The 23529-nt window shown below is 51.5% G+C and carries 19 protein-coding genes and 1 pseudogene; 8 read left to right on the top strand and 12 right to left on the bottom strand.

The genetic code is table 11. From position 1 onward, the window contains the following. Positions 1 to 197: 197 nt before the first annotated feature. Both mobB and mobA read right to left on the bottom strand, forming a co-directional pair. Entirely contained in the window at positions 198 to 722 is a 525-nt protein-coding gene (gene mobB / locus F4V72_RS20925; protein WP_072158755.1) for a molybdopterin-guanine dinucleotide biosynthesis protein MobB, read from the bottom strand. Further along, on the bottom strand, positions 719 to 1303 hold the full coding sequence (gene mobA, locus F4V72_RS20920; protein ID WP_053509927.1) for a molybdenum cofactor guanylyltransferase MobA: 585 nt from the start codon (positions 1301 to 1303) through the stop codon (positions 719 to 721). Before mobA ends, mobB begins: the two co-directional genes overlap by 4 nt. A gap of 69 nt (positions 1304 to 1372) precedes the next feature. Between mobA and F4V72_RS20915 the strand changes: the two genes are divergently transcribed. The 3 genes from F4V72_RS20915 to dsbA all read left to right on the top strand — a co-directional run bounded on the left by F4V72_RS20915 (position 1373) and on the right by dsbA (position 3345). Further along, positions 1373 to 1642, top strand: a complete 270-nt coding sequence (locus tag F4V72_RS20915; protein ID WP_000649859.1) for a YihD family protein — start codon at positions 1373 to 1375, stop codon at positions 1640 to 1642. A gap of 76 nt (positions 1643 to 1718) precedes the next feature. Next, positions 1719 to 2705: a serine/threonine protein kinase gene (locus tag F4V72_RS20910; RefSeq protein WP_053509929.1), complete on the top strand. Its 987-nt coding sequence runs from the start codon at positions 1719 to 1721 to the stop codon at positions 2703 to 2705. Between the two features lie 16 nt (positions 2706 to 2721). Then, positions 2722 to 3345, top strand: coding sequence for a thiol:disulfide interchange protein DsbA (gene dsbA, locus F4V72_RS20905; protein ID WP_000725358.1), 624 nt, complete (start codon positions 2722 to 2724; stop codon positions 3343 to 3345). A 12-nt stretch (positions 3346 to 3357) separates the two neighbouring features. Here the strand turns inward: dsbA and F4V72_RS20900 are convergent, their stop codons facing one another. Further along, the gene (locus F4V72_RS20900) at positions 3358 to 4266 is read right to left on the bottom strand and encodes an acyltransferase (RefSeq protein WP_053509931.1); all 909 of its coding nucleotides are present in this window, start codon (positions 4264 to 4266) and stop codon (positions 3358 to 3360) included. A 387-nt stretch (positions 4267 to 4653) separates the two neighbouring features. Between F4V72_RS20900 and polA the strand changes: the two genes are divergently transcribed. Beyond that, entirely contained in the window at positions 4654 to 7440 is a 2787-nt protein-coding gene (gene polA, locus F4V72_RS20895; protein ID WP_064055738.1) for a DNA polymerase I, read from the top strand. Between the two features lie 349 nt (positions 7441 to 7789). Here the strand turns inward: polA and yihA are convergent, their stop codons facing one another. Then, a complete protein-coding gene (yihA, locus tag F4V72_RS20890; protein ID WP_053528809.1) occupies positions 7790 to 8422 on the bottom strand; it encodes a ribosome biogenesis GTP-binding protein YihA/YsxC in 633 nt (210 codons plus the stop codon). 239 nt (positions 8423 to 8661) lie between these two features. Between yihA and F4V72_RS20885 the strand changes: the two genes are divergently transcribed. The 3 genes from F4V72_RS20885 to hemN all read left to right on the top strand — a co-directional run bounded on the left by F4V72_RS20885 (position 8662) and on the right by hemN (position 11079). Next, positions 8662 to 8886 carry a hypothetical protein gene (locus tag F4V72_RS20885; protein WP_023249094.1) on the top strand — a complete coding sequence of 75 codons (225 nt, stop codon included), beginning with the start codon at positions 8662 to 8664 and terminating at the stop codon, positions 8884 to 8886. Between the two features lie 118 nt (positions 8887 to 9004). Continuing rightward, a complete protein-coding gene (gene yihI, locus F4V72_RS20880) occupies positions 9005 to 9517 on the top strand; it encodes a Der GTPase-activating protein YihI (protein ID WP_023249095.1) in 513 nt (170 codons plus the stop codon). Between the two features lie 188 nt (positions 9518 to 9705). Continuing rightward, a complete protein-coding gene (gene hemN, locus F4V72_RS20875; protein WP_023249096.1) occupies positions 9706 to 11079 on the top strand; it encodes an oxygen-independent coproporphyrinogen III oxidase in 1374 nt (457 codons plus the stop codon). A 60-nt stretch (positions 11080 to 11139) separates the two neighbouring features. Here hemN and F4V72_RS20870 read toward each other — a convergent pair whose 3' ends face one another. The 4 genes from F4V72_RS20870 to glnA all read right to left on the bottom strand — a co-directional run bounded on the left by F4V72_RS20870 (position 11140) and on the right by glnA (position 15501). Then, positions 11140 to 11250, bottom strand: coding sequence for a YshB family small membrane protein (locus tag F4V72_RS20870; RefSeq protein ID WP_088734609.1), 111 nt, complete (start codon positions 11248 to 11250; stop codon positions 11140 to 11142). A 101-nt stretch (positions 11251 to 11351) separates the two neighbouring features. Next, entirely contained in the window at positions 11352 to 12761 is a 1410-nt protein-coding gene (glnG, locus tag F4V72_RS20865; RefSeq protein WP_001188779.1) for a nitrogen regulation protein NR(I), read from the bottom strand. Between the two features lie 8 nt (positions 12762 to 12769). After that, positions 12770 to 13819, bottom strand: coding sequence for a nitrogen regulation protein NR(II) (gene glnL / locus F4V72_RS20860; RefSeq protein ID WP_053509938.1), 1050 nt, complete (start codon positions 13817 to 13819; stop codon positions 12770 to 12772). Between the two features lie 272 nt (positions 13820 to 14091). After that, positions 14092 to 15501, bottom strand: coding sequence for a glutamate--ammonia ligase (glnA, locus tag F4V72_RS20855; protein ID WP_079813793.1), 1410 nt, complete (start codon positions 15499 to 15501; stop codon positions 14092 to 14094). A 375-nt stretch (positions 15502 to 15876) separates the two neighbouring features. Here glnA and typA point away from each other — a divergent pair, with 375 nt between their 5' ends. Continuing rightward, positions 15877 to 17700: a ribosome-dependent GTPase TypA gene (gene typA, locus F4V72_RS20850; RefSeq protein WP_000572063.1), complete on the top strand. Its 1824-nt coding sequence runs from the start codon at positions 15877 to 15879 to the stop codon at positions 17698 to 17700. Between the two features lie 73 nt (positions 17701 to 17773). Here the strand turns inward: typA and ompL are convergent, their stop codons facing one another. The 4 genes and pseudogenes from ompL to F4V72_RS20830 form a co-directional block, all read right to left on the bottom strand. Continuing rightward, positions 17774 to 18466: a porin OmpL gene (gene ompL / locus F4V72_RS20845; protein WP_079836855.1), complete on the bottom strand. Its 693-nt coding sequence runs from the start codon at positions 18464 to 18466 to the stop codon at positions 17774 to 17776. A gap of 67 nt (positions 18467 to 18533) precedes the next feature. Beyond that, positions 18534 to 19955, bottom strand: a pseudogene (locus tag F4V72_RS20840) (MFS transporter). Between the two features lie 45 nt (positions 19956 to 20000). Continuing rightward, on the bottom strand, positions 20001 to 21383 hold the full coding sequence (locus tag F4V72_RS20835; protein WP_136058581.1) for an MFS transporter: 1383 nt from the start codon (positions 21381 to 21383) through the stop codon (positions 20001 to 20003). A gap of 45 nt (positions 21384 to 21428) precedes the next feature. Then, a complete protein-coding gene (locus tag F4V72_RS20830; RefSeq protein ID WP_023249101.1) occupies positions 21429 to 23465 on the bottom strand; it encodes an alpha-glucosidase in 2037 nt (678 codons plus the stop codon). Positions 23466 to 23529: the final 64 nt, after the last annotated feature.

Raw genomic sequence — 23529 nt, 5'->3', positions numbered from 1 at the left:
CGCCGGGAGCGGATTTGAACGTTGCGCAGCAACGGCCCGGAGGGTGGCGGGCAGGGCGCCCGCCATAAACTGCCAGGCATCGAATAGTGAAGAAGCCCATCCTGACGGATGGGCTTTTTTGCGTCTGCTGCAAAAAATGCGGTGAATAGTCGGTGTGTCCCGGCTACAGAACAGCACACAGAGCCCGGAGCAGGCGTTTACGCCCACTCCGCGGCGGCAGTTAACCCTAACGTCGCTACGATAAACGCCACAATTCCATCAACATCGTTCAAATCGAGTACCGGAACGCCAATATCCAGCGCAATATCGCTGGCTACGGCGATCGTATGCTCATCGATAGCCAACTCATTCACATCGTGCCCAGCGTCGTTACGGAACAGAACGATCTTGGCCACGGACTCATGCTTAAAGCCTTCTACCAGCACCAGATCCAGCTTTGATGCATCCATCCGACTCACCAGCCATGCCAGATCTAACTCTTCTTGCTCCGGCGTTTCAGTCATTAACGCCCAGCGCTGCTGACTGGCAACCAGCGTCTGTGCCGCCCCGGCTTTACGCAGCTCGTAGCTATCTTTACCCGGCTTATCGACATCCATATCATGATGGGTATGCTTAATCAGCCCTGGCCGAATCCCGCGCGCACAAAGTGCTGGGATCAGTTTTTTCAGCAGTGTTGTTTTTCCCGTTCCGCTCCACGCGGCAATTGCGAGTAGCGGTATTATGGTCTCTTTTGCCATTTCGCGAGTTCCTCCGGCGTGTTGACGTTCACAAATGCCTCCTTACAATCACTGAAATCAACGGCGTGTCCGCCTGCCTGGTGCATAAAAATCATTACCCGCCGCTCGCCTGCTTGCAAATAAGCTGTCAACTGGGGCTGAACGGAACGATTAATCAACGCGATCGTTGGATGATCGCGTTCTCCATCACGAACCCAAACCACGGGTGCGCTATGACGCTGCGCTGCTAAACGATCGACTATGTTGTGGGGGATATAGGGATTGTCACAGGGGCAAAATAGAAACCAGTCGCCTGCTACCTGCTGAAAAACGGAAAGCATACCCGCCAGCGGACCGGGAAAGTCAGCGATTGAATCCGGAATGACTTTCAGGCCGCTGGCCCGGTAGATATCCAGATGGCGATTAGCGCTTACGACGACCGTAGCAAGTTGTGGCGCGAGCGCGTCGGCAACGTGCCGCCAGAGCGGTTTACCGTCCAGTTCAAGCAGACCTTTATCCGCACCTCCCATCCGTCGGGCTTTACCGCCTGCCAGCACCACGCCGGTTATCACTTCATCCTGATTCACCGATATCGCCTCTTTTATTGTGGGATTGACCCTGCTACCGTGTCTGTATCAAGAATAAGGAGCACAGCTATGAAATGTAAACGTCTGAATGAAGTCATTGAACTCCTCCAGCCAGCCTGGCAGAAAGAGCCCGATCTTAACCTGACGCAATTTTTGCAGAAACTGGCGAAAGAGTCAGGTTTTGACGGCAATCTGGAAGATTTAACTGATGATATCCTGATTTACCATCTGAAAATGCGCGATTCCGCCAAAGACGCCGCCATACCGGGGATTCAAAAAGACTATGAAGAAGACTTTAAAACGGCGCTTTTACGCGCCCGCGGCGTTATTAAAGAGTAAAACCTTGTAAGCGGCGCCACCGAAATCGCCACGAAATGATATCCTGAATCATTCGTAGTATTTTCCGGATGATGGGATGAACGACAACGCTTTTACTTTCCAGACGCTACACCCGGAAACCATCATGGATGCGCTGTTTGAACAGGGGATCAGGGTGGATTCCGGGCTGACTCCGCTAAACAGTTATGAAAACCGCGTCTATCAGTTTCAGGATGAAGATCGGCGACGTTTTGTCGTTAAGTTTTATCGTCCTGAACGCTGGTCTGTTGATCAAATTCGGGAAGAACACCAGTTCGCGCTTGAACTGGTGAAGGATGAGGTTCCGGTTGCTGCTCCGCTCGCTTTTAATGGCCAGACGCTGTTAGCGCATCAGGGCTATCATTATGCCATTTTCCCCAGCGTAGGCGGTCGTCAGTTTGAAGCGGACAATATCGATCAGATGGAGGCGGTAGGGCGTTATCTTGGCCGATTGCATCAGACGGGGCGAAAACGAGCTTTCACTTTCCGGCCTGACATTGGGCTTGCAGAGTATCTTTTTGAACCTCGCCAGGTATTCGAAGATGCCGCACTGATTCCCTCCGGGCAAAAAGCGGCTTTCCTGAAAGCCACTGATACTCTACTGTCTGCAGTTACCGAATGCTGGCGCACTGATTTCACCACGCTGCGATTGCACGGCGATTGTCATGCCGGCAACATTCTATGGCGTGATGGACCGCTGTTTGTCGATTTAGATGATGCCCGTAACGGCCCGGCGATACAGGATTTATGGATGCTGCTGAATGGCGACAAAGCCGAACAGCGAATGCAGCTTGAAACCATTATTGAAGCTTATGAAGAAGTTAGTGAGTTCGATACGTCTGAAATCGGTCTCATTGAACCTTTACGCGCTATGCGTTTAGTTTATTATCTTGCCTGGTTGATTCGTCGTTGGGGCGATCCTGCGTTTCCGAAAAACTTTCCCTGGTTAACAGGGGAAGATTACTGGCAGCGACAGACAACGACTTTTATTGAGCAGACAAAAATTTTGCACGAACCCCCTTTACAATTAACGCCAATGTATTAATCGGAGAGAGTTGATCATGAAAAAGATTTGGCTGGCGCTGGCTGGTATGGTTTTAGCTTTTAGCGCCTCGGCAGCACAGATCAGCGACGGTAAACAGTATATCACGCTGGATAAACCGGTCGCTGGCGAACCCCAGGTGCTGGAGTTCTTCTCCTTCTACTGCCCACATTGTTATCAGTTTGAAGAAGTGCTTCATGTGTCTGACAACGTGAAGAAAAAGCTTCCGGAAGGCACCAAAATGACCAAGTACCACGTTGAGTTCCTGGGGCCGTTGGGCAAGGATCTCACCCAGGCATGGGCGGTGGCGATGGCGTTGGGTGTAGAAGATAAAGTCACGGTCCCGCTGTTTGAAGCCGTACAGAAAACCCAGACAGTACAATCTGCCGCGGATATCCGTAAAGTGTTCGTTGATGCGGGCGTCAAAGGCGAAGATTACGATGCGGCATGGAACAGCTTCGTGGTGAAATCACTGGTTGCGCAACAGGAGAAAGCCGCGTCTGACCTGCAATTGCAGGGCGTTCCGGCGATGTTCGTAAATGGCAAATACCAGATTAACCCACAAGGCATGGATACCAGCAGTATGGATGTTTTTGTTCAGCAGTATGCTGATACTGTGAAATATTTGGTTGATAAAAAATAAAAAGAACGCCGGTCACTGACCGGCGTTTTTATAAGACGTTTTAATCCCTTCTATCTGTATATCTTTCTTATCCCACAGCGTATTAAGCCAACGTTGAAAACGGCGTTTGAATATTTTGTCGTTCACGTAATCGCCGTGCAGTCCTTCATTTATGGGTTCCAGTTGCACCCGAACAACAATACGCGTCAGCCTACCGCTTAGCATATCGTAGAAGGGGTGGCGATCGTTGTTTGGGTAACACAACGTAATATTAAGCAGCTTATCGAACTGTGCGCCTAAGACGTTAATCGCCATTGCAATACCGGCTGCTTTTGGTGGCAACAGATGTTGATAGGGTGAATGCGTTTGCTGGCGTTTCTCATGCGTAAATCGCGAGCCTTCAACAAAGTTAACGATAGTGGTGGGATACCGGCGAAACTTTTCGCAAGAGCGACGAGTCGTTTCAACATCTTTGCCGCGTCGATTAGGATGGCGGAGCAGGTAGCTACGGGAATAGCGCTTCATAAACGGCATATCTAATGCCCAGCACGCCAGTCCGATGAAAGGCACCCAGGCCAATTGCTGTTTAAGAAAGTACTTATTCATTGGGATATGCTTGCGGAACAGAACGCAAAGCACAACGATATCGGCCCAGCTACGATGATTACAAATCAGTAAATACCAATTTTTCTTGCTCAGTCCTTCTAACCCTTCTACATCCCATTGCAAATGCGGATTAAGGCGTAGCAGCGCTGCAAGACCAGCACACCAGCAATACATCATGAAATTGCAGAAAATGGAGACCTTACGCCAGACGCCGGGAACAGGCAAAAGGAGCTTTACCATTCCGGCAACGATGATCGGTACTGAGCAAACTATGGTGACCAGGATGGTCAATACGATACTCAATAGGAGCGTGATCGCCGCGAGTATTCTCGTCATAATGAATTATTCAAAAGTTAGCCATAAACGGTGCGCGAAAACGGCGCAAGAGGCTGATTCTATCAGAAAACGATGCTAATGATGGCGCGGAGTGAAATAGAAACACTCGTAACAACTATCCACATTATGATAACGGCATGAATCAGATAATAAGAAAAGTGTGATGTTAACAACTAATTGAAAATAATAGGTAATTATTAAGATGTGAAGACTATCGCGCTGATTTTAAAGCAATGGCAAGAATTTATACACAAAGTTATCCACAGATTGTTTTGCGAGCGATCCTGAAGATCCACAAAACTTTTCTGCAAATACGGCGAAAAACTCAAGTTTTCCTCCTGTATGTGGCATCCTTTAACCATAATCTGTTAAACAGGCACGGACATTATGGTTCAGATCCCAGAAAACCCACTTATTCTCGTAGATGGCTCATCCTATCTCTATCGCGCCTATCATGCGTTTCCGCCGTTAACCAACAGTGCGGGAGAACCTACGGGCGCAATGTATGGTGTCCTCAACATGTTGCGCAGCCTGATCATGCAGTATCAGCCGACGCATGCTGCGGTGGTGTTTGACGCCAAAGGAAAAACCTTCCGTGATGAGCTCTTTGAACATTACAAATCGCATCGTCCTCCTATGCCAGATGATCTGCGTGCGCAAATAGAGCCGTTACATGCCATGGTTAAAGCAATGGGGCTACCCCTGCTGGCGGTCTCTGGCGTAGAAGCAGATGACGTTATCGGTACACTGGCGCGAGAAGCGGAGAAGGTGGGGCGTCCAGTATTAATCAGCACTGGCGATAAAGATATGGCACAGTTGGTGACGCCGAATATTACGCTGATCAACACCATGACCAACACCATTCTCGGCCCGGATGAAGTCGTTAATAAGTATGGTGTGCCGCCTGAACTGATTATCGACTTTCTGGCGCTGATGGGGGACTCCTCGGATAATATTCCGGGCGTACCTGGCGTGGGCGAGAAGACGGCACAAGCCTTGCTTCAGGGATTGGGCGGCCTGGATACGCTGTACGCCGAGCCGGAAAAAATTGCCGGTCTCACTTTCCGCGGTGCCAAAACGATGGCCGGTAAGTTAGCGCAGAATAAAGACGTAGCGTACCTGTCTTATAAACTAGCCACCATTAAAACGGATGTTGAGCTGGAGTTGACCTGCGAACAGCTTGAAGTTCAGCAGCCGATTGCGGATGAACTGCTGGGCCTGTTTAAAAAATATGAGTTTAAGCGCTGGACGGCGGACGTCGAGTCAGGCAAGTGGCTACAGGCAAAGGGCGCGAAACCGGTGGCGAAACCGCAGGAAACGGTCGTTATTGATGAATCGCCCAGCGAGCCGACAGCGGCGCTCTCTTATGAAAATTATGTCACTATTCTGGACGAAGCCACGCTGGAAAGCTGGATTGAAAAGCTGAAAAAAGCGCCAGTTTTCGCTTTCGACACGGAGACCGACAGCCTGGATAATATCGCCGCCAACCTGGTGGGCCTCTCGTTTGCTATCGAGCCTGGCGTTGCCGCGTATGTGCCTGTCGCGCATGATTATCTGGACGCTCCGGATCAAATCTCCCGCCAGCGTGCGCTGGAACTGCTGAAGCCGTTGCTGGAAGATGAAAAAGCGCGCAAAGTGGGGCAAAACCTCAAGTACGATCGTGGTGTCTTGCAGAACTATGGCATTGAGCTGCGCGGTATCGCCTTTGATACCATGCTTGAGTCTTACATTCTGAACAGCGTCGCCGGACGCCATGATATGGACAGCTTGTCCGATCGTTGGCTGAAGCACAAAACGATCACCTTTGAAGAAATTGCCGGGAAAGGCAAAAACCAGCTCACCTTTAATCAGATCGCGCTGGAGGAAGCGGGACGCTATGCGGCAGAAGATGCGGATGTCACGCTACAGTTGCATCTCAAAATGTGGCCTGAGCTCCAGCAGCACAAAGGCCCACTGAATGTTTTCGAAAACATCGAAATGCCGTTGGTGCCGGTACTGTCGCGCGTTGAGCGCAACGGCGTAAAAATCGATCCTGCTGTTTTGCACAAACATTCGGAAGAAATTACGCTACGTCTGGCGGAACTGGAAAAGAAAGCGCATGACATAGCGGGCGAGGCGTTCAACCTGTCCTCAACGAAGCAGTTACAGACCATCCTGTTTGAAAAGCAGGGTATTAAGCCGCTGAAGAAAACGCCTGGCGGTGCGCCGTCAACATCGGAAGAGGTGCTGGAAGAGCTGGCGCTGGACTATCCACTGCCGAAAGTGATTCTGGAGTATCGTGGTCTGGCGAAGCTAAAATCTACCTATACCGATAAGCTGCCGCTGATGATTAACCCGAAAACCGGGCGCGTCCATACGTCCTATCATCAGGCGGTAACGGCGACGGGACGTTTATCGTCGACCGATCCGAACCTGCAAAATATTCCGGTGCGCAACGACGAAGGCCGCCGCATTCGTCAGGCATTTATTGCGCCTGAGGATTATCTCATCGTGTCTGCGGACTATTCACAGATTGAGTTGCGTATTATGGCGCATCTTTCCCGTGATAAAGGACTGCTCACGGCGTTCGCCGAAGGGAAAGATATCCACCGCGCAACGGCGGCGGAAGTATTTGGCCTGCCGCTGGATAGCGTGACCGGGGAACAGCGCCGAAGTGCGAAAGCCATTAACTTTGGCCTGATTTACGGTATGAGCGCCTTTGGTCTTTCTCGCCAGCTTAATATCCCGCGTAAAGAGGCGCAGAAGTATATGGATCTCTACTTCGAACGCTACCCTGGCGTGCTGGAATATATGGAGCGCACCCGCGCTCAGGCAAAAGAACAAGGCTACGTGGAAACGTTGGAGGGACGCCGCCTTTACCTGCCGGATATTAAATCCAGCAACGCGGCGCGGCGTGCGGGGGCAGAGCGTGCGGCGATCAATGCCCCCATGCAGGGAACGGCAGCCGATATCATCAAGCGTGCAATGATTGCCGTTGATGCCTGGCTACAGGCCGAGCAGCCGCGCGTGCGGATGATTATGCAGGTACACGATGAACTGGTGTTCGAAGTGCATAAAGACGATTTAGATGCGGTATCAAAACGTATCCATCAGTTGATGGAAAACTGTACGCGTATTGATGTGCCGTTGCTGGTGGAGGTCGGCAGCGGAGAAAATTGGGATCAAGCGCACTAAGCGTTTAGAGGATAACGCGCTTTTTTCGTAATTAAGCAACATAAGTGAGGGGGTTTTGTGATAGATATTAGAATTCCCTATGTAAAGAATGAAAAAAAATTACGAAAAAGTCTTTCTGTGTTGCTCAAAAAAGAGTAAAGTTATTCACGTAGGGTACAGAGGTAAGATGTTCTATCTTTCAGACCTTTTACTTCACGTAATCGGATTTGGCTGAATATTTTAGCCGCCCCAGTCAGTTTATGACTGGGGCGTTTTTTATTGGACGGAAGAAAAGGTTATGAGCCGGATAAGACGCGTTTGGTCGCCATCCGGCATTTATGGCCTGATGGCGCTTATCCGTCCTACCCGTTTATTCGGCGTCCTGCGCCTCTTCTACCGGCGCTAACTCGCTAAACCAGCTATCCAGCTTCTGACGTAACTTATCTACTCCCTGCTTTTTCAACGAGGAAAACGCTTCTACCTGCACATCGCCATTAAAAGCCAGCACGGCTTCACGTACCATATTCAACTGCGCCTTGCGCGCGCCGCTGGCCAGTTTGTCCGCCTTGGTCAACAGTATCAGAACCTGGATATTGCTCTCTACAGCCCACTGGATCATCTGTTGGTCGAGGTCTTTCAACGGATGGCGGATATCCATTAAAACGACTAAGCCTTGTAGGCTTTGACGTTTCTCCAGATATTCCCCCAGCGCGCGTTGCCATTTGCGCTTCATCTCTTCCGGGACTTCCGCGTAGCCATAGCCTGGCAGGTCGACCAGTCGTTTGCCATCTACCACTTCAAACAGGTTAATCAGTTGGGTGCGGCCTGGCGTTTTAGAGGTGCGCGCCAGGCTCTTTTGGTTGGTCAGGGTGTTCAGGGCGCTGGATTTACCTGCATTGGAACGGCCAGCAAAAGCCACTTCAATTCCGGAATCGGAAGGTAAATGGCGAATATCAGGCGCACTCATCACAAAATGCGTCTGTTGATAATTCAGGTTAGTCAAAGCGGTCGTCTCCGTCAGTCAAAGCTTTGTCGCGATTATACCTGAACGCCAGCAAAAGGCGGATTTTTCGGCGTGCCGACGCTGTAAGCAAAAGCCATACACTTCGTGAGATATTGCCCATTGTCCCTATGCGATATGACAGAGTCGTTGTAATGTTAAAAACCAGTTAATACAGTTAAATCATAAATTTATAGAGGGGTAATTGTCTGAAAAAGAGGAAATTGCCGCGTTGGTATCTTGTGAGTTTACCCCAAAAGAGTAAAGTAACGCGCATAGCGAGGACGCTAACAGGATCAACGACTCAGGATGAGGGTCAGGAGCGCCAGGAGGCGAAGACTCAGGATTGTCAGGAAGACAAACGTCCGGAGACGTTAGTAAAAGGAAATGGAAACAACATGGAATGTTCCAGGCTAAGGGAAAAACAGGGCGTGTTGATAGCCAACAGGGATGGTGGAACCCGTTAAGGGGCGTGGGTCAAGAAAAAAGGCGGCAGATTACTCTGTCGCCTTTTTTCTTTGCTTGCTTTCTGCTAGATTCCGCCTCAATTCTATACTGAATAAAACGGCTTAAAGATCTGACATCATGAAAAAACCAACCTCTGCACCGCGCAGTAAAGCCTTTGGCAAACAGCGTCGTAAAACGCGTGAAGAGTTAAACCAGGAGGCGCGCGACCGTAAACGCCTGAAAAAACATCGCGGTCATGCTCCGGGAAGTCGCGCGGCGGGCGGCAATTCCGCTTCGGGCGGCGGCAATCAGAATCAACAGAAAGATCCACGTCTTGGCAGTAAAACACCTGTTCCATTGGGCGTGACTGAAAAAGTGACCCAACAGCATAAACCAAAAAGTGAGAAACCTATGCTTTCACCGCAGGCGGAGTTGGATTTACTGGAAACGGATGAGCGCCTGGATGCGCTGTTAGAACGTCTGGAAGCGGGCGAAACCCTGGGGACTGAAGATCAAGCCTGGGTAGATGCCAAACTGGATCGTATTGATGAACTGATGCAGAAGCTTGGTCTGTCTTACGATGACGAGGAAGACGAAGAAGAGGACGAGAAGCAGGAAGATATGATGCGCCTGCTAAGAGGCGGCAATTAACGGGTTTACACCGTGGGTTTGCCCGTCCTGCTTATAACCCTTCCGGTTATATGTTATCTGGTGTGGTTATTCGTTAAACTACAGCGATTGTCGCGGCGACAGAAATGGTTGCGCAACCGGCTTGCCGCCCGTCATGGCGTGAAGTCGGTACGCCGTACCCGCCAGAGACGCCATCGGAAGGAGTAAGCATGTCTGAACAGCAAATAGACTGGGATCTGGCCCTGATCCAGAAATATAACTATTCCGGGCCACGGTATACCTCGTACCCAACCGCGCTGGAGTTCTCTGAAGACTTCAAGGACGCAGCATTCTCGCAGGCTGTGGCGCGCTATCCTGAACGTCCGCTCTCGCTGTACGTGCATATCCCGTTTTGCCACAAGTTGTGTTATTTCTGCGGCTGCAACAAGATTGTCACCCGCCAACAGCATAAAGCTGACCAGTATCTTGACGCGCTTGAGCAGGAAATCCGCCATCGCGCGCCGCTGTTTGCAGGCCGTCAGGTTAGCCAGCTTCACTGGGGCGGCGGTACGCCAACTTACCTGAATAAAGCGCAAATCAGTCGCTTAATGACGCTGTTGCGTGAAAATTTCCACTTTAATACCGACGCGGAAATCTCGATCGAAGTCGATCCCCGTGAAATTGAACTGGATGTGCTCGATCATTTACGCGCGGAAGGTTTTAACCGCCTGAGTATGGGCGTACAGGATTTTAATAAAGAGGTGCAGCGCCTGGTTAACCGCGAACAGGATGAAGAGTTCATCTTTGCGCTGCTTAATCACGCCCGCGATATCGGCTTTACCTCGACGAATATCGATTTGATCTACGGTCTACCGAAACAGACGCCGGAAAGCTTCGCTTTCACGCTGAAGCGTGTGACGGAACTGAACCCTGATCGTTTGAGCGTCTTTAACTATGCGCATCTGCCAACGCTTTTTGCCGCCCAGCGTAAAATTAAAGATGCCGATTTACCCAGCGCGCAGCAGAAACTGGATATTTTGCAGGAGACGATCGTATCGCTTACTCAGGCCGGTTATCAGTTTATCGGGATGGACCATTTTGCCCGTCCGGACGACGAGCTGGCCGTCGCGCAGCGCGAAGGTATGCTGCACCGTAATTTTCAGGGGTATACCACCCAGGGCGATACCGATCTGCTGGGAATGGGCGTTTCTGCCATCAGCATGATTGGCGATGGCTACATGCAGAACCAGAAAGAGCTGAAGCGTTATTACCAGCAAGTGGATGAGCGGGGCAATGCGCTATGGCGTGGTATTACGCTGACCCGTGATGATTGCATTCGTCGCGATGTTATCAAGGCGCTGATTTGTAACTTCCGCCTGGATTTTAACGCCGTCGAACAGCAGTGGGGTTTGCATTTCGCTGAGTATTTTGCCGAAGATTTGCAATTACTGTCACCGCTGGCGAAAGACGGGCTGGTGGATATCAGCGAGAAGGGGATTCAGGTGACGGCGAAAGGTCGCCTGCTGATTCGCAATATTTGCATGTGCTTTGATGCTTATCTGCGCCAGAAAGCGCGGATGCAACAGTTCTCGCGCGTCATATAGCCGTGCTGCCTTACGGGGCAAGTAGGCCGGGTAAGGCGTAACCGCTACCCGGCGAACCCGTTAGCTGAACAGTCCCACCAACGCGGCACACAATACGGCGGCTACCGCAGTTTGTGGCGTGTGGCTGTCGACCGCCCCACTCGATACCAGATTAATAATAGATTCTAACATAATGAATCCCCCCGTTTGCCGGGCATGATCATACTGAACTCATTGGAACAGTAAAGTGCAAAATAGCAGCGTTTTGCGCTCAATTATTAATCTTTACATAATTACTCCATTCCCAGTTCTTTCAGCTTCCGCGTTAGGGTGTTTCGCCCCCAACCGAGCAACCTGGCGGCTTCCTGTTTATGGCCCTGCGTATGGCGTAACGCCGTGGTCAGTAACGTTCTTTCCAGTTCTGGCTGCGCTTCAGAAAGCAGATTTTGATGACCGGATCGCAAGGCGCGGTCCGCCCATTGCGCCAGTAATGTGGCCCAACTATCCGGTGGCAGGTGGGACGGGCTATCCGGCGCCGAAGCTTCAAACAGTTCACCCGGTAAATCCTGGATCAATACCTCCTGCCCGGCGGCCATGACGGTGAGCCAGCGGCAGGTATTTTCTAACTGACGCACGTTACCAGGCCATGCCAGGCGCGTTAACGCCGTTTCGGTTTCCGGATGTAATAATTTGGCTTCTACGCCTAACTCACGGGCGGCGACCTGCAAAAAATGGCGCGCCAGGCGCGGAATATCCTCACGACGCTCGCGCAACGGCGGGAGATGGATACGAATCACGTTCAGGCGGTGGAACAGGTCTTCGCGGAATTTCCCTTCCTGAACGCGTAGTTCGAGGTTCTGGTGGGTGGCGGCGATAATGCGCACATCCACTTTTACTGGCGCGTACCCGCCCACGCGGTAGAACTGTCCGTCAGCCAGCACGCGTAACAGACGAGTCTGGACATCCAGCGGCATATCGCCAATTTCGTCCAGAAAGAGAGTACCGCCGTCAGCCTGCTCGAAACGGCCCTGCCGGATGGTATTCGCCCCGGTAAAAGCGCCTTTCTCATGACCAAACAGTTCGGATTCGATCAAATCCTTCGGGATGGCCGCCATATTGAGCGCGATAAACGGCGCTTTGGCGCGTGGGCTATGGCGATGTAGCGCATGGGCGACCAGTTCTTTACCGGTCCCTGATTCGCCGTTAATCAGCACGCTAATCGAAGAACGCGACAGCCGACCAATAATGCGAAACACATCCTGCATGGCGGGTGCTTCACCTATCATGTCCGTCGTCGGGCCGTTAACCTCAATATTACGCGGCTGCTGCTGCTCCTGATAGTGGCTAATCGCGCGCTCGACCAGAGCGACGGCTTCATCAATATCAAACGGTTTAGGCAGATAATCAAACGCCCCCTGCTGATAGGCGCTCACGGCGGCATCCAAATCGGAATGCGCGGTCATAATGATGACCGGAAGCATCGGATGACGTTGTTTAATCTGTTTTAACAGCGCCAGCCCGTCCATTCCCGGCATTCGGATATCCGACAGCAGGACGTCCGGCGTTTTACTGGCCAGCGCAGCCAGCACTTCATTGCCATTCTCAAAGGTGGTACAGGTCAACCCTGCCCCGGCGAGAGCACGTTCAAGCACCCAACGGATGGAACTATCATCATCGACGACCCAGACTATTCCTCGTTGCATAAACACCTCTATTTCCGAATCGGCAGGTAAACCGAAAACTCGGTATGCCCCGGCCAACTGGTAAATTCAATTTTGCCGGCGTGTTGATCGATAAGATTACGGGCGATAGATAACCCAAGCCCGGTGCCGCCTTCGCGGCCGCTGACCATCGGGTAGAACAGCGTATCCTGTAAATGGGGAGGAATGCCCGGCCCATTGTCTTCAACGTCTATACGCGCCGCCAGGCGATAGCGTTCGCCGTGCAGTGTTAACTGGAAGGCGGTACGCGTACGCAGCGTAATTTCGCCGCCTTCCGGCCCCAGCGCCTGCAAGGCGTTGCGGACAATATTTAGTAGCACTTGCTCAATTTGCTCCGGATCGTGCGGCAGTTCCGGCAGGCTGGGGTCGTAATCGCGGATAAGCCGGACATTATCCGGTAGCTCCATCGACACCAGCGCGACCACGCGCTCTGCGACTTTATGTATGCTCTCGGTAATGTGCATTCCCGGGTGCTGCGGCCCCAGCAAACGATCGACAAGGTTGCGTAGCCTGTCAGCCTGTTCAATGATGACCCTGGTATATTCCGTTAGCGCCGGGTCGGGCAGCGCCTTGCTGAGTAACTGCGCCGCGCCGCGCAGGCCGCCGAGCGGATTTTTGATTTCGTGCGCCAGACCGCGCACCAGATCGCGGGCGGCGATTTGCTGTGCGTGCTGCAACTGTTCCTGACTCAGACGGCGCTGGTTATCCATCGGCGCCATTTCGAGCAGAATAAAATCGTCGGGCAGACGTTGGGCGGTCAAAGAGAGAATATGCGAGCGACTATCAATCACCAGCGTCACTTCGTTATCGGTAAAGCCTTGTCCTGCCGCTAAACTTTCGCGCATCAGGTCAATGTTTAACGAAAAATAGCTCAACAGTTCAGGTAACGGCGTCCCAAACAGTTTACGTGAGCTTTGCGCGAGCAACTGCTGCGCGGCAGGGTTGGCGTAATGGATTGCCAGCGCGTCGTCGACCACCAGCACGCTGGTGATTAACGAATTGAGGATCTGCCCAGCATCGGGCTGCATGCCGGTTGCCATTCAGCAGTCTCCTGGAAAAGGTTGCACCATTTTAGTGCATTATAGCTTTTTACCACTAAAAAGCGCGTGAGATCAGACTGTTGGTGGAGAAAAAAGCCCATCGTGAGATGGGCTACAGATTGCTGACAAACGTCGTGCCGGATAGCGGTTTCACCTTATTGGGCCTACAAGGTGGTTACCCGGTAGGCCCGAAAGCTTGCACCATCGGACATCTCAATGTTTGCCATCAACCTCAAACCTGTCAGCAACAGGCTAAACGTTTCCACGGCAACTTAAACGCTGTAGTACAGCTCAAACTCTACCGGGTGCGGGGTCATACGCACGCGGTCATCTTCTTCGCGACGCAGCGCAATATACGCATCGATCGCTTCATCAGTGAACACGCCGCCTGCTTTCAGGAACTCGCGGTCCAGATCCAGCGCGTTCAGCGCTTCTTCCAGAGAACCCGCCACCTGTGGGATCTCTTTCGCTTCTTCCGGCGGCAGGTCATACAGGTTTTTGTCCATGGCTTCGCCCGGATGAATCTTATTCTTAATCCCGTCCAGACCGGCCATCAGCAGGGCGGCAAAGCACAGATACGGGTTAGCCGCCGGGTCCGGGAAGCGAACTTCGATACGGCGCGCTTTCGGAGATGCCACCACCGGAATACGGATGGAGGCGGAACGGTTACGGGCGGAGTAGGCCAGCATCACTGGCGCTTCATAACCCGGGACCAGACGCTTATAGGAGTTGGTGGTTGGGTTCGCCAGGGCGTTGATGGCTTTGGCGTGTTTGATGATGCCGCCGATGTAGTACAGCGCTTGTTCAGACAGGCCGGCATATTTGTCGCCAGAGAACAGGTTGGTGCCGTTCTTCGCCAGCGACATGTGGCAGTGCATACCGGAACCGTTATCGCCGAACATTGGTTTTGGCATAAAGGTTGCTGTCTTACCGAAGCGGTGAGCCACGTTATGCACGACATATTTGTAAATCTGAATTTCGTCGGCTTTTTTGGTCATGGTATTAAAGCGGGTTGCCACTTCGTTCTGGCCCGCGGTCGCTACTTCGTGGTGGTGCGCTTCGACGACCAGGCCCATTTGCTCCATGACCAGACACATTTCAGATCGGATATCCTGTGCGGAGTCGACTGGCGGTACCGGGAAGTAACCCCCCTTGACTGCCGGACGGTGGCCTTTGTTGCCACCTTCGTATTGGGTGGAGGAGTTCCAGGCACCTTCGATGTCGTCGATGGCTACGTGAGAACCGGAAATGGACGTACCGAAGCGGATATCGTCAAACAGGAAAAATTCAGGTTCCGGCCCAAACAGAACGGTATCGGCGATACCGGTCGCGCGCAGGTAGTCTTCCGCGCGTTTCGCGATGGAACGCGGGTCACGGTCATAACCTTGTAGAGTGCCAGGTTCCAGGATATCGCAACGGATAATCAGGGTGGAGTCGGCGAAGAACGGGTCGATAACCGCAGTGGACGCATCCGGCATTAGCACCATATCGGATTCGTTAATGCCTTTCCAGCCGCCGATAGAGGAGCCGTCAAACATTTTGCCTTCTTCAAAGAATTCGGCATTTACCTGATGAGCAGGAATCGTGACGTGCTGTTCTTTGCCTTTGGTATCGGTGAAGCGCAGATCGACAAACTTCACTTCGTGTTCGTTCAGCATCGTCAAAACGTGTTCAGCGGACATACTTGTACTCTCCCGGATTGGTCATGGTCGGTCGTCGTGGTAACGAGATCTTCAATTCTGCTGGCCGTGTCGCCGTAAAAATATAAAGCGAAATCTGTGCCAACTTTCACATTGCCCCCAAAAGGCGTTATCATGCGCACCATCGTGCAAAAGGGCTGCACCACGGTGACTATGTTGCACCAAAATAGTGCTTTAATGTGAACATTAAGCACCACATTGGTGCAATAGAACGCAAGCCACCCTTTTAACGCTCCGTGAAAGCGATCACAAAGAGACTCTGCAATACTTGTTTGCGGAGGATGTTTGTGATCCTGTTTTGTAGTGCGATTAATCCGTGTACAATAACGCGCTATTTCTAATGCCTGAGGCAAAGTTGTGATCGAAAATTTGCGTAACATCGCCATCATCGCGCACGTTGACCATGGTAAAACTACCCTGGTTGATAAGCTGCTCCAGCAATCCGGTACGTTCGACGCGCGTGCCGAAACTCAAGAGCGAGTGATGGACTCCAACGATTTGGAGAAAGAGCGTGGTATTACTATCCTCGCTAAAAACACCGCTATTAAATGGAATGATTACCGTATCAACATCGTTGATACTCCCGGGCACGCTGACTTCGGTGGTGAAGTAGAGCGCGTCATGTCCATGGTTGACTCTGTGCTGCTGGTGGTTGACGCATTTGACGGCCCGATGCCGCAAACGCGCTTCGTGACCAAAAAAGCCTTTGCTCATGGCCTGAAACCGATTGTGGTTATCAACAAAGTTGACCGCCCTGGCGCGCGTCCTGACTGGGTTGTCGACCAGGTATTCGACCTGTTTGTTAACCTTGATGCGACCGACGAGCAACTGGACTTCCCGATCATCTACGCGTCAGCGTTGAATGGTATCGCGGGTCTGGACCACGAAGATATGGCGGAAGACATGACCCCGCTGTATCAGGCGATCGTTGATCATGTTCCGGCACCGGACGTTGACCTCGATGGTCCGTTGCAGATGCAGATCTCCCAGCTTGACTACAACAACTACGTTGGCGTTATCGGCATTGGCCGCATCAAACGCGGCAAAGTGAAGCCGAACCAGCAGGTCACTATCATCGATAGTGAAGGGAAAACCCGTAACGCGAAAGTGGGTAAGGTATTGACGCATCTGGGTCTGGAGCGTATCGACAGTGATATCGCCGAAGCGGGCGATATCATTGCGATCACCGGTCTGGGCGAGCTGAACATTTCCGACACCATCTGTGACCCGCAGAACGTTGAAGCGCTGCCGGCGCTGTCCGTTGATGAGCCGACCGTGTCTATGTTCTTCTGCGTTAACACCTCGCCGTTCTGCGGTAAAGAAGGTAAGTTTGTGACTTCTCGTCAGATTCTTGACCGCCTGAACAAAGAGCTGGTGCATAACGTGGCGTTGCGCGTTGAAGAAACCGAAGATGCGGATGCGTTCCGTGTATCCGGTCGTGGCGAACTGCACCTGTCCGTGCTGATTGAAAATATGCGTCGTGAAGGTTTCGAACTGGCGGTTTCCCGTCCGAAAGTTATCTTCCGTGAAATCGACGGTCGTAAACAAGAGCCTTACGAAAACGTGACGCTGGACGTCGAAGAGCAGCATCAGGGTTCTGTCATGCAGGCGCTGGGCGAGCGTAAAGGCGACCTGAAAAACATGAATCCAGACGGTAAAGGTCGCGTACGTCTTGACTACGTGATCCCAAGCCGCGGGCTGATTGGTTTCCGTTCAGAATTCATGACCATGACTTCCGGTACTGGTCTGCTGTACTCCACCTTCAGCCATTACGACGATATTCGTCCGGGTGAAGTGGGTCAGCGTCAGAACGGCGTACTGATCTCCAACGGTCAGGGTAAAGCGGTTGCGTTTGCGCTGTTCGGTTTGCAGGATCGCGGTAAGCTGTTCCTGGGTCACGGCGCGGAAGTTTACGAAGGCCAGATTATCGGTATTCACAGTCGCTCCAACGACCTGACGGTAAACTGCCTGACCGGTAAGAAACTGACCAACATGCGTGCGTCCGGTACGGATGAAGCGGTTATTCTGGTTCCGCCAATTAAAATGAGCCTTGAGCAAGCGCTGGAGTTCATTGATGACGACGAACTGGTAGAAGTAACCCCAACCTCTATCCGTATCCGTAAACGTCACCTGACGGAAAACGATCGCCGCCGTGCGAACCGTGGTCCGAAAGAAGAGTAATACGAGTTTCTCGTAAGTCGCCATCCGGCACCAAAAAAGCCGCTGAAATTCAGCGGCTTTTTAATACATTCGTTTAGAAGAAATATTTGGCCCCAATGCGAATCTGGTTTTGTTCGCGATGATAGGGTTCCACATTGCGATCCAACCAGCGTAACTCTAAGTACGGCAGCCAGTTCTGGCTAATCCGGTATCTGAAAGTATTAGTGATTTCCCAATGATGCTTCGTACCATTACTACTATTAAAATCATTAACGTTATAAAAATAGTGTGGTTCAAAGGTATAAGAAAATTTATCGGTAATGATAAAATTCCAGTAGTTACCGATTTCATAGCTGTCATTATTATCCAGTTCGCCATTCAAATCGGTTGAGCTATAACTATTGTGATTATATCGGTTACGTACCGTAAGATTAAACCACGGGGTGAATTTATAGTTAACATCCAGATAGACCGCGCCGCCGGAACCAATGCTTTTGTCGTTTATTAATCCCCCAGGCTGAATGGTTAATTTATCTGTAGGTTTAAATAACGGATACCAGCCCTCAATCTCATTATAACCGTGTTTTAATTCATCATCACGCTGTAGGGTATAGGTATTGGTCAACATAATCCCAGCCCCCATATCGGAGTTATAGCCGACGCGCAGCATAAACTCCATTTGGTCAGACGCCAGGTTATAAGCCTCACGGTTTTCTACATAAGCGCCAGCAAAAACAGAGGTAGATACTACAGAGGTTAATATCACTAGAGTATTCAGAGATTTCATAATAAATCCATTTCTCCAATGTAGGGAAGCCGCCATCCATCGGGATGGATAAAGCGGCAAGCGTCGTTTAATTATTTACAGTAGAAATGCTTTGTTTATTATTAGTCGCGACAGTCTGATTACCTGTTTTCTTTCGTTGGGCAATTTCCTCGATAATAAAAGCGAAACGTTGTTCATTGAGCTTATAAAAAAAGCCCATCGTTAGTGCTGCGATAATGGCAAGACCGCAAGGCCATAAAAAAATGAGCTGACGTAAACCAAGCAACGTGGTGTCACCTTGAGCTATGTTGGGGATATAACCGATTTGCGTCAGCATAATACCTGGCAAAAAGCCAGCAAGCGCAGCGGAAATTTTGCGGAAAAAGGTATAACCCGTATAAACCGAGCCTTCAGCGCGAATACCTGTTTTCCATTCGCCGTAGTCAACCGTATCCGGAACCAGCGCCCAGTTCAGGCTGTTGACGAAAGCAGTACCGAAAAACGCGACACAAGAGAAAATAACAAACAGGAATGACGTACCACCCCAGATAAAATTCAGGATATCGCCAACGGCCCACAGTATCAGACCACCAAGATAAACCTGTTTTTTCCCGAAGCGTTTTACCGCAGCAGGGACTAATAAGACGCCAATCAGGATACAGCCCATGCTGAAAAAACCCATCCATGACAACAAATGAATATCGTTCAGCACGTACTGAGTGTAATAAACCTGAATGGCCAGTTTGATATTAAAGGCGGCCAGCGTGCACAAATTGGCGACGCAGAGCACCAGCAGCGGCGGATTACGAAAAATCGCACAGAAGGATTTCAATATGCTAGGTTTATGCGTGTCAGGCACGGTTTCGATATACCGTTCTTTCACCCCGCTAAAGCACCACCACATGCTGAACAGCCCGCAGACCGAAAAGATGACTGCTGCAACCAGATAACCCAGCGAAGGGGAACGGGTAAACAGCGCCTGAATGGGCATAAAACCTACGGTACAAAGAAGAAGGCCAATGGTAGCGCCGCCTTGTCGCTATGCGGCGAGCTGGGCGCGCTCATGCGGATTTTTGGTAATAGCGGGGACCATCGCGCCGTATGAGCAGTTCATCAGGCTGTAGAACAGACCGAACAACATAAACAGCAACGTCGCGAATGCTGTTTTAACGGGTAAAGTAAAGTGAGTGGCAAAGAATTGCGCAGTAGCAACCAGAGCCACCGGAAATGACGCATACAGAATAAAAGGGCGAAACTTTCCCTTTGCGCCAATATTACGGCGTGAATCCAGCAATACGCCGGTGAGCATATCGGTAAAAGCGGTGAAGAATTTCGCTACCAGAAAGATAATTCCGCCGTAATATGCAGGCATCCCGAGTGCATCGGTATAAAACTTCAGTAGATACAGCGTACCGATACACAGCATCAGATTCGAACCGAAATCGCCCACGCCATAGGCGCATTTTTCCCGCAGGCTCAACTTTAGCGTTAGTGGATCATGATTAGACATAATCGCCTCTCAAAACGCCCCGCAAGGCGTTATATTTTATTGTTGTTAGACCGTATGTTTCCGGGCCTCAATCTCTTCCACAATTCGCACGTACATCTTCTCGTTGAGGTTGTAGAAACAGCCCATCGCAATAATGGTGATGACCGCCAGCACGCACGGATAAATAAAGATCAACTGGCGTAGGCCTTCGACGGTTCCCGCCGATTGCACCACATTCGGGATATAACCGATTTGCGTCAGCATCCAGCCGGGGAAGAACCCTGCCAGCGCCTGGGAGACCTTACGGAAGAAGGTAAAGCCGGTGTAAACCGTTCCTTCCGAGCGGACGCCGGTACGCCATTCACCGTATTCCACTGTGTCGGAAACCAGCGCCCAGTTCAGGCTGTTGACGAAGGCGGAGCCGAAGAACGCCAGGCAGGAGAAGGCGACAAAACTGACCGAGCCGCCGCCAAAGAAGTAGTTGAGCAGATCGCCCGCCACCCATATTAACAACCCACCGATATAGGCTTTCTTCTTGCCAAAACGCCTTACTACGCCGGGCATCAAAAAGACGCCGATAAAAATACAGCCCATGCTAAAGAAGCCCATCCAGGAGAGAAGGATCGGGTCGTTAAGAACGTACTGGGTGTAATAAACCTGAATCGCCAGTTTGACGTTGAAGGCGCCGAGAGTACAAAGGTTGGCGATACACAGAATAAACAGCGGACGGTTACCGGCGATAGCGCGGAACGACTGTAATAATCCGGGCTTTTGCGCGTTATCGACAGGTTTTACTTCGACGTAGCGCTCTTTAACGCCGGTGTAGCACAGCCACATAAATAGCAGGCCAAACAATGAAAATATCGTGGCGGCGAAAATATAGCTGAGCTGGGCATTGCCTTCGATCAGGTTCATGACCGGCACAAAGCCAACGGTACACAGCAGCAGGCCGAGAGTGGCGCCGCCCTGACGCCAGGCGGCAAGCGAGGCGCGTTCATCCGGGTTCTTGGTAATCGCGGGCACCATCGCGCCATACGAGCAGTTCATCATGCTGAAAACCAGCCCGTAGAACATAAACAGTATCGTTGCGACGACGGTTTTTCCCGTCACCTCAAACGGTGTGCCGACAAAGTTAGCAATTGCCAGTAGCGTTACCGGAAATGCCGCGTAAAGCACGAACGGACGGAATTTGCCCTTCGGAGCAATTTTACGCCGCGAGTCGAGCATAATGCCGGTACCCATATCGGTAAATGCGGTAAAAAATTTGGCGATCAGGAAAATGATCCCACCGTAAGTCCCGGGTAAACCCAGCACATCGGTATAAAATTTGAGTAAATAAAGGGTCCCGATATCTAACAGGATATTGGAACCTAAATCTCCCAGGCCATAGGCAAGTTTTTCTTTAAACGGCAAGCGTAGGGTTGCCGGATTCGATGATGTTTGACTCATTATTCTTCTCCATCTGCCCGCAGTTTTCCCTGCGGGCGAGCCGTATTAGATATTCCGTAAAGAAGCAAAAAGTGAAGCCCACTCGCTCTTCGCGCGATAGAAGACCGGCGGCTTGCCAATGGGCGCATCCACGGTAATTTCACCGCCGTGGTGGGCTTCGCCGGTCCAGATATTCACCCAGAGATCTTCCGGCAGGTACAGCGTCCAGTCGCGGCGCCCCTGTTCGTGAACCGGCGCGACCAGCAGATCCTGACCGAGCAGATATTGATATTTCAGGGTGTAGGTTGTGGTATCGTTCTCGTAGTGCAGGAATAGCGGACGCATGACCGGCAGACCGGTAGCCGCGTTCTGCGCCACCGCCAGCTTGAGATACGGTTTCAGCGTGGTAAAGATGGTAGTCATGCGGGCAAAGTGGGCAATGGTTTCCGCGTCGCCGTCGAACTGCCAGTTATCGCCGGGGCGGTTGCCTTCGTGGGTGCGCATCATCGGCGTGAAGGCGCTGAAATCGCACCAGCGCAGTAGCAACTCTTTGCTGCGTTTCATGTCGAATAACGTGGTGTAGCCGCCGATATCACTGTGATGCAGGCCGTGGCCGGTCATCGCCAGCGATAGCGCCGCCGGGACCACGGAGGCCAGACCATCATCAAGGCTCCAGTCAACGTTCTGGTCGCCTGCCCACATCATGGTGGAATACTTCTGGCTACCGGTATAACCGGCGCGCATAAAGAACAGGATCTCGCCGAGTTTGCCGGTCTCCTGTAACGCTTCATAGTTACATTTCGCCCACAGCGCAGGCCAGGCGTTATGCATGATCTCGGCGCTGACGCCGTTGTGCAGATACGTGTCGGTCGGCAGATATTCGCCGAAATCCGCCATCCAGCCGCTGCAGCCGAGCGCGATCATGTTCTTTTTGATGACGTCTTTGAACCAGTCGTAAGCTTCAGGATTGGTCAGATCGACCACGCCGCCATAGAATTCGCCAAATTCGACCAGATAGTCGCCGCCCGCGGCGTCTTTCGCCAGATAACCGTGTTTAGCGGCTTCGGCGCAGAGGTCCTTATCGCTGGCGACGTACGGGTTGATATAAGAGAGGAACTGTACGCCTTCTTCTTTCCACTGTTTGATACGGCTATCCAGTTGCGGATAGCTGTCACTATTCCACTTCCAGTTCCACATCACGCGTTTGCCGAAAGAGGTCATGCGAATGCCGGACCAGTCCTGAGCCCAAATACCATTCACTTTTACGCCCGCGTTGCGCATGGTATCCAGTTTTTGCTGACAAACTTCCGTGCCGCCCTGGATGCCGAGCGTGACGCCGTCGTAAACCCAGTCAGGCAGCTCCGGCTGGCGACCTAACAGCGCCGTCAGTTTTTCCAGCAGATCGATGTAGGTGTCGGCGCACTCAAAACGCAGCGTAGTTTTACCTTCCCACAGCGCCAGTTCGTGATACTCCGGCGCGCTGAAGTCGAAATTCATATAACAGCTATTATCGACGTGGCAGTAATATTTTTGCGTGCTGACAAAGGTCGGTTGCGGGAAGAAGGTCCAGTAATAGTCGCCGCCGGCGTTCTCTTTACAGTCGGCCTGCCAGGTGACATAGCTGGTTTTGTTACGGCCAACGCCCTGTTCGCTGGTCCACAGCGGGAACGGCTTGCCGCGCAAATCGAAATAAGAGAACTGTTCGCCGCAGCCATAGATATGGTCGTCTGGATTAGCTGCGAGACGTAACCAGATACGGTTGTGGTGCAGGTCGTCGTTTTGCAGATCCAGCTTCAGGCGTCCTGCCTCATCGGCGGAGATGCGAAGAGTGGCGCTAATTGTTGCGCCACGGCTGAATTGTACCAGCCAGCCGTCGGGTAGCTCGCTGACCGTGGCCTCTGTTAATGCAATCTTCTCGTTAAGTTTGTCTTTGATGCTGAAGTTGCCGCGAAACATGTCAATGTCGGCAACGCCCGCGCCAATCCACAGACAGGGGTTTTCGGTCGTATGGCGGAGGAGTAAATGCTGGTGATAGTAGAGCGTAAAGCCATTAATGGATTTATTTATTTGTATATTTAATAGATTCTGGTGTAATGTACTCATAATATTTTAGTCTCCATGAAATAGTGGAATTCGAGTACTATGATGGTGTCGTAACGAGCGCTGA

The sequence above is a fragment of the Salmonella enterica subsp. diarizonae genome (assembly GCF_008692785.1).
Lineage (GTDB): Bacteria > Pseudomonadota > Gammaproteobacteria > Enterobacterales > Enterobacteriaceae > Salmonella > Salmonella diarizonae.
This window is presented reverse-complemented; position numbering and strand designations above follow the sequence as displayed.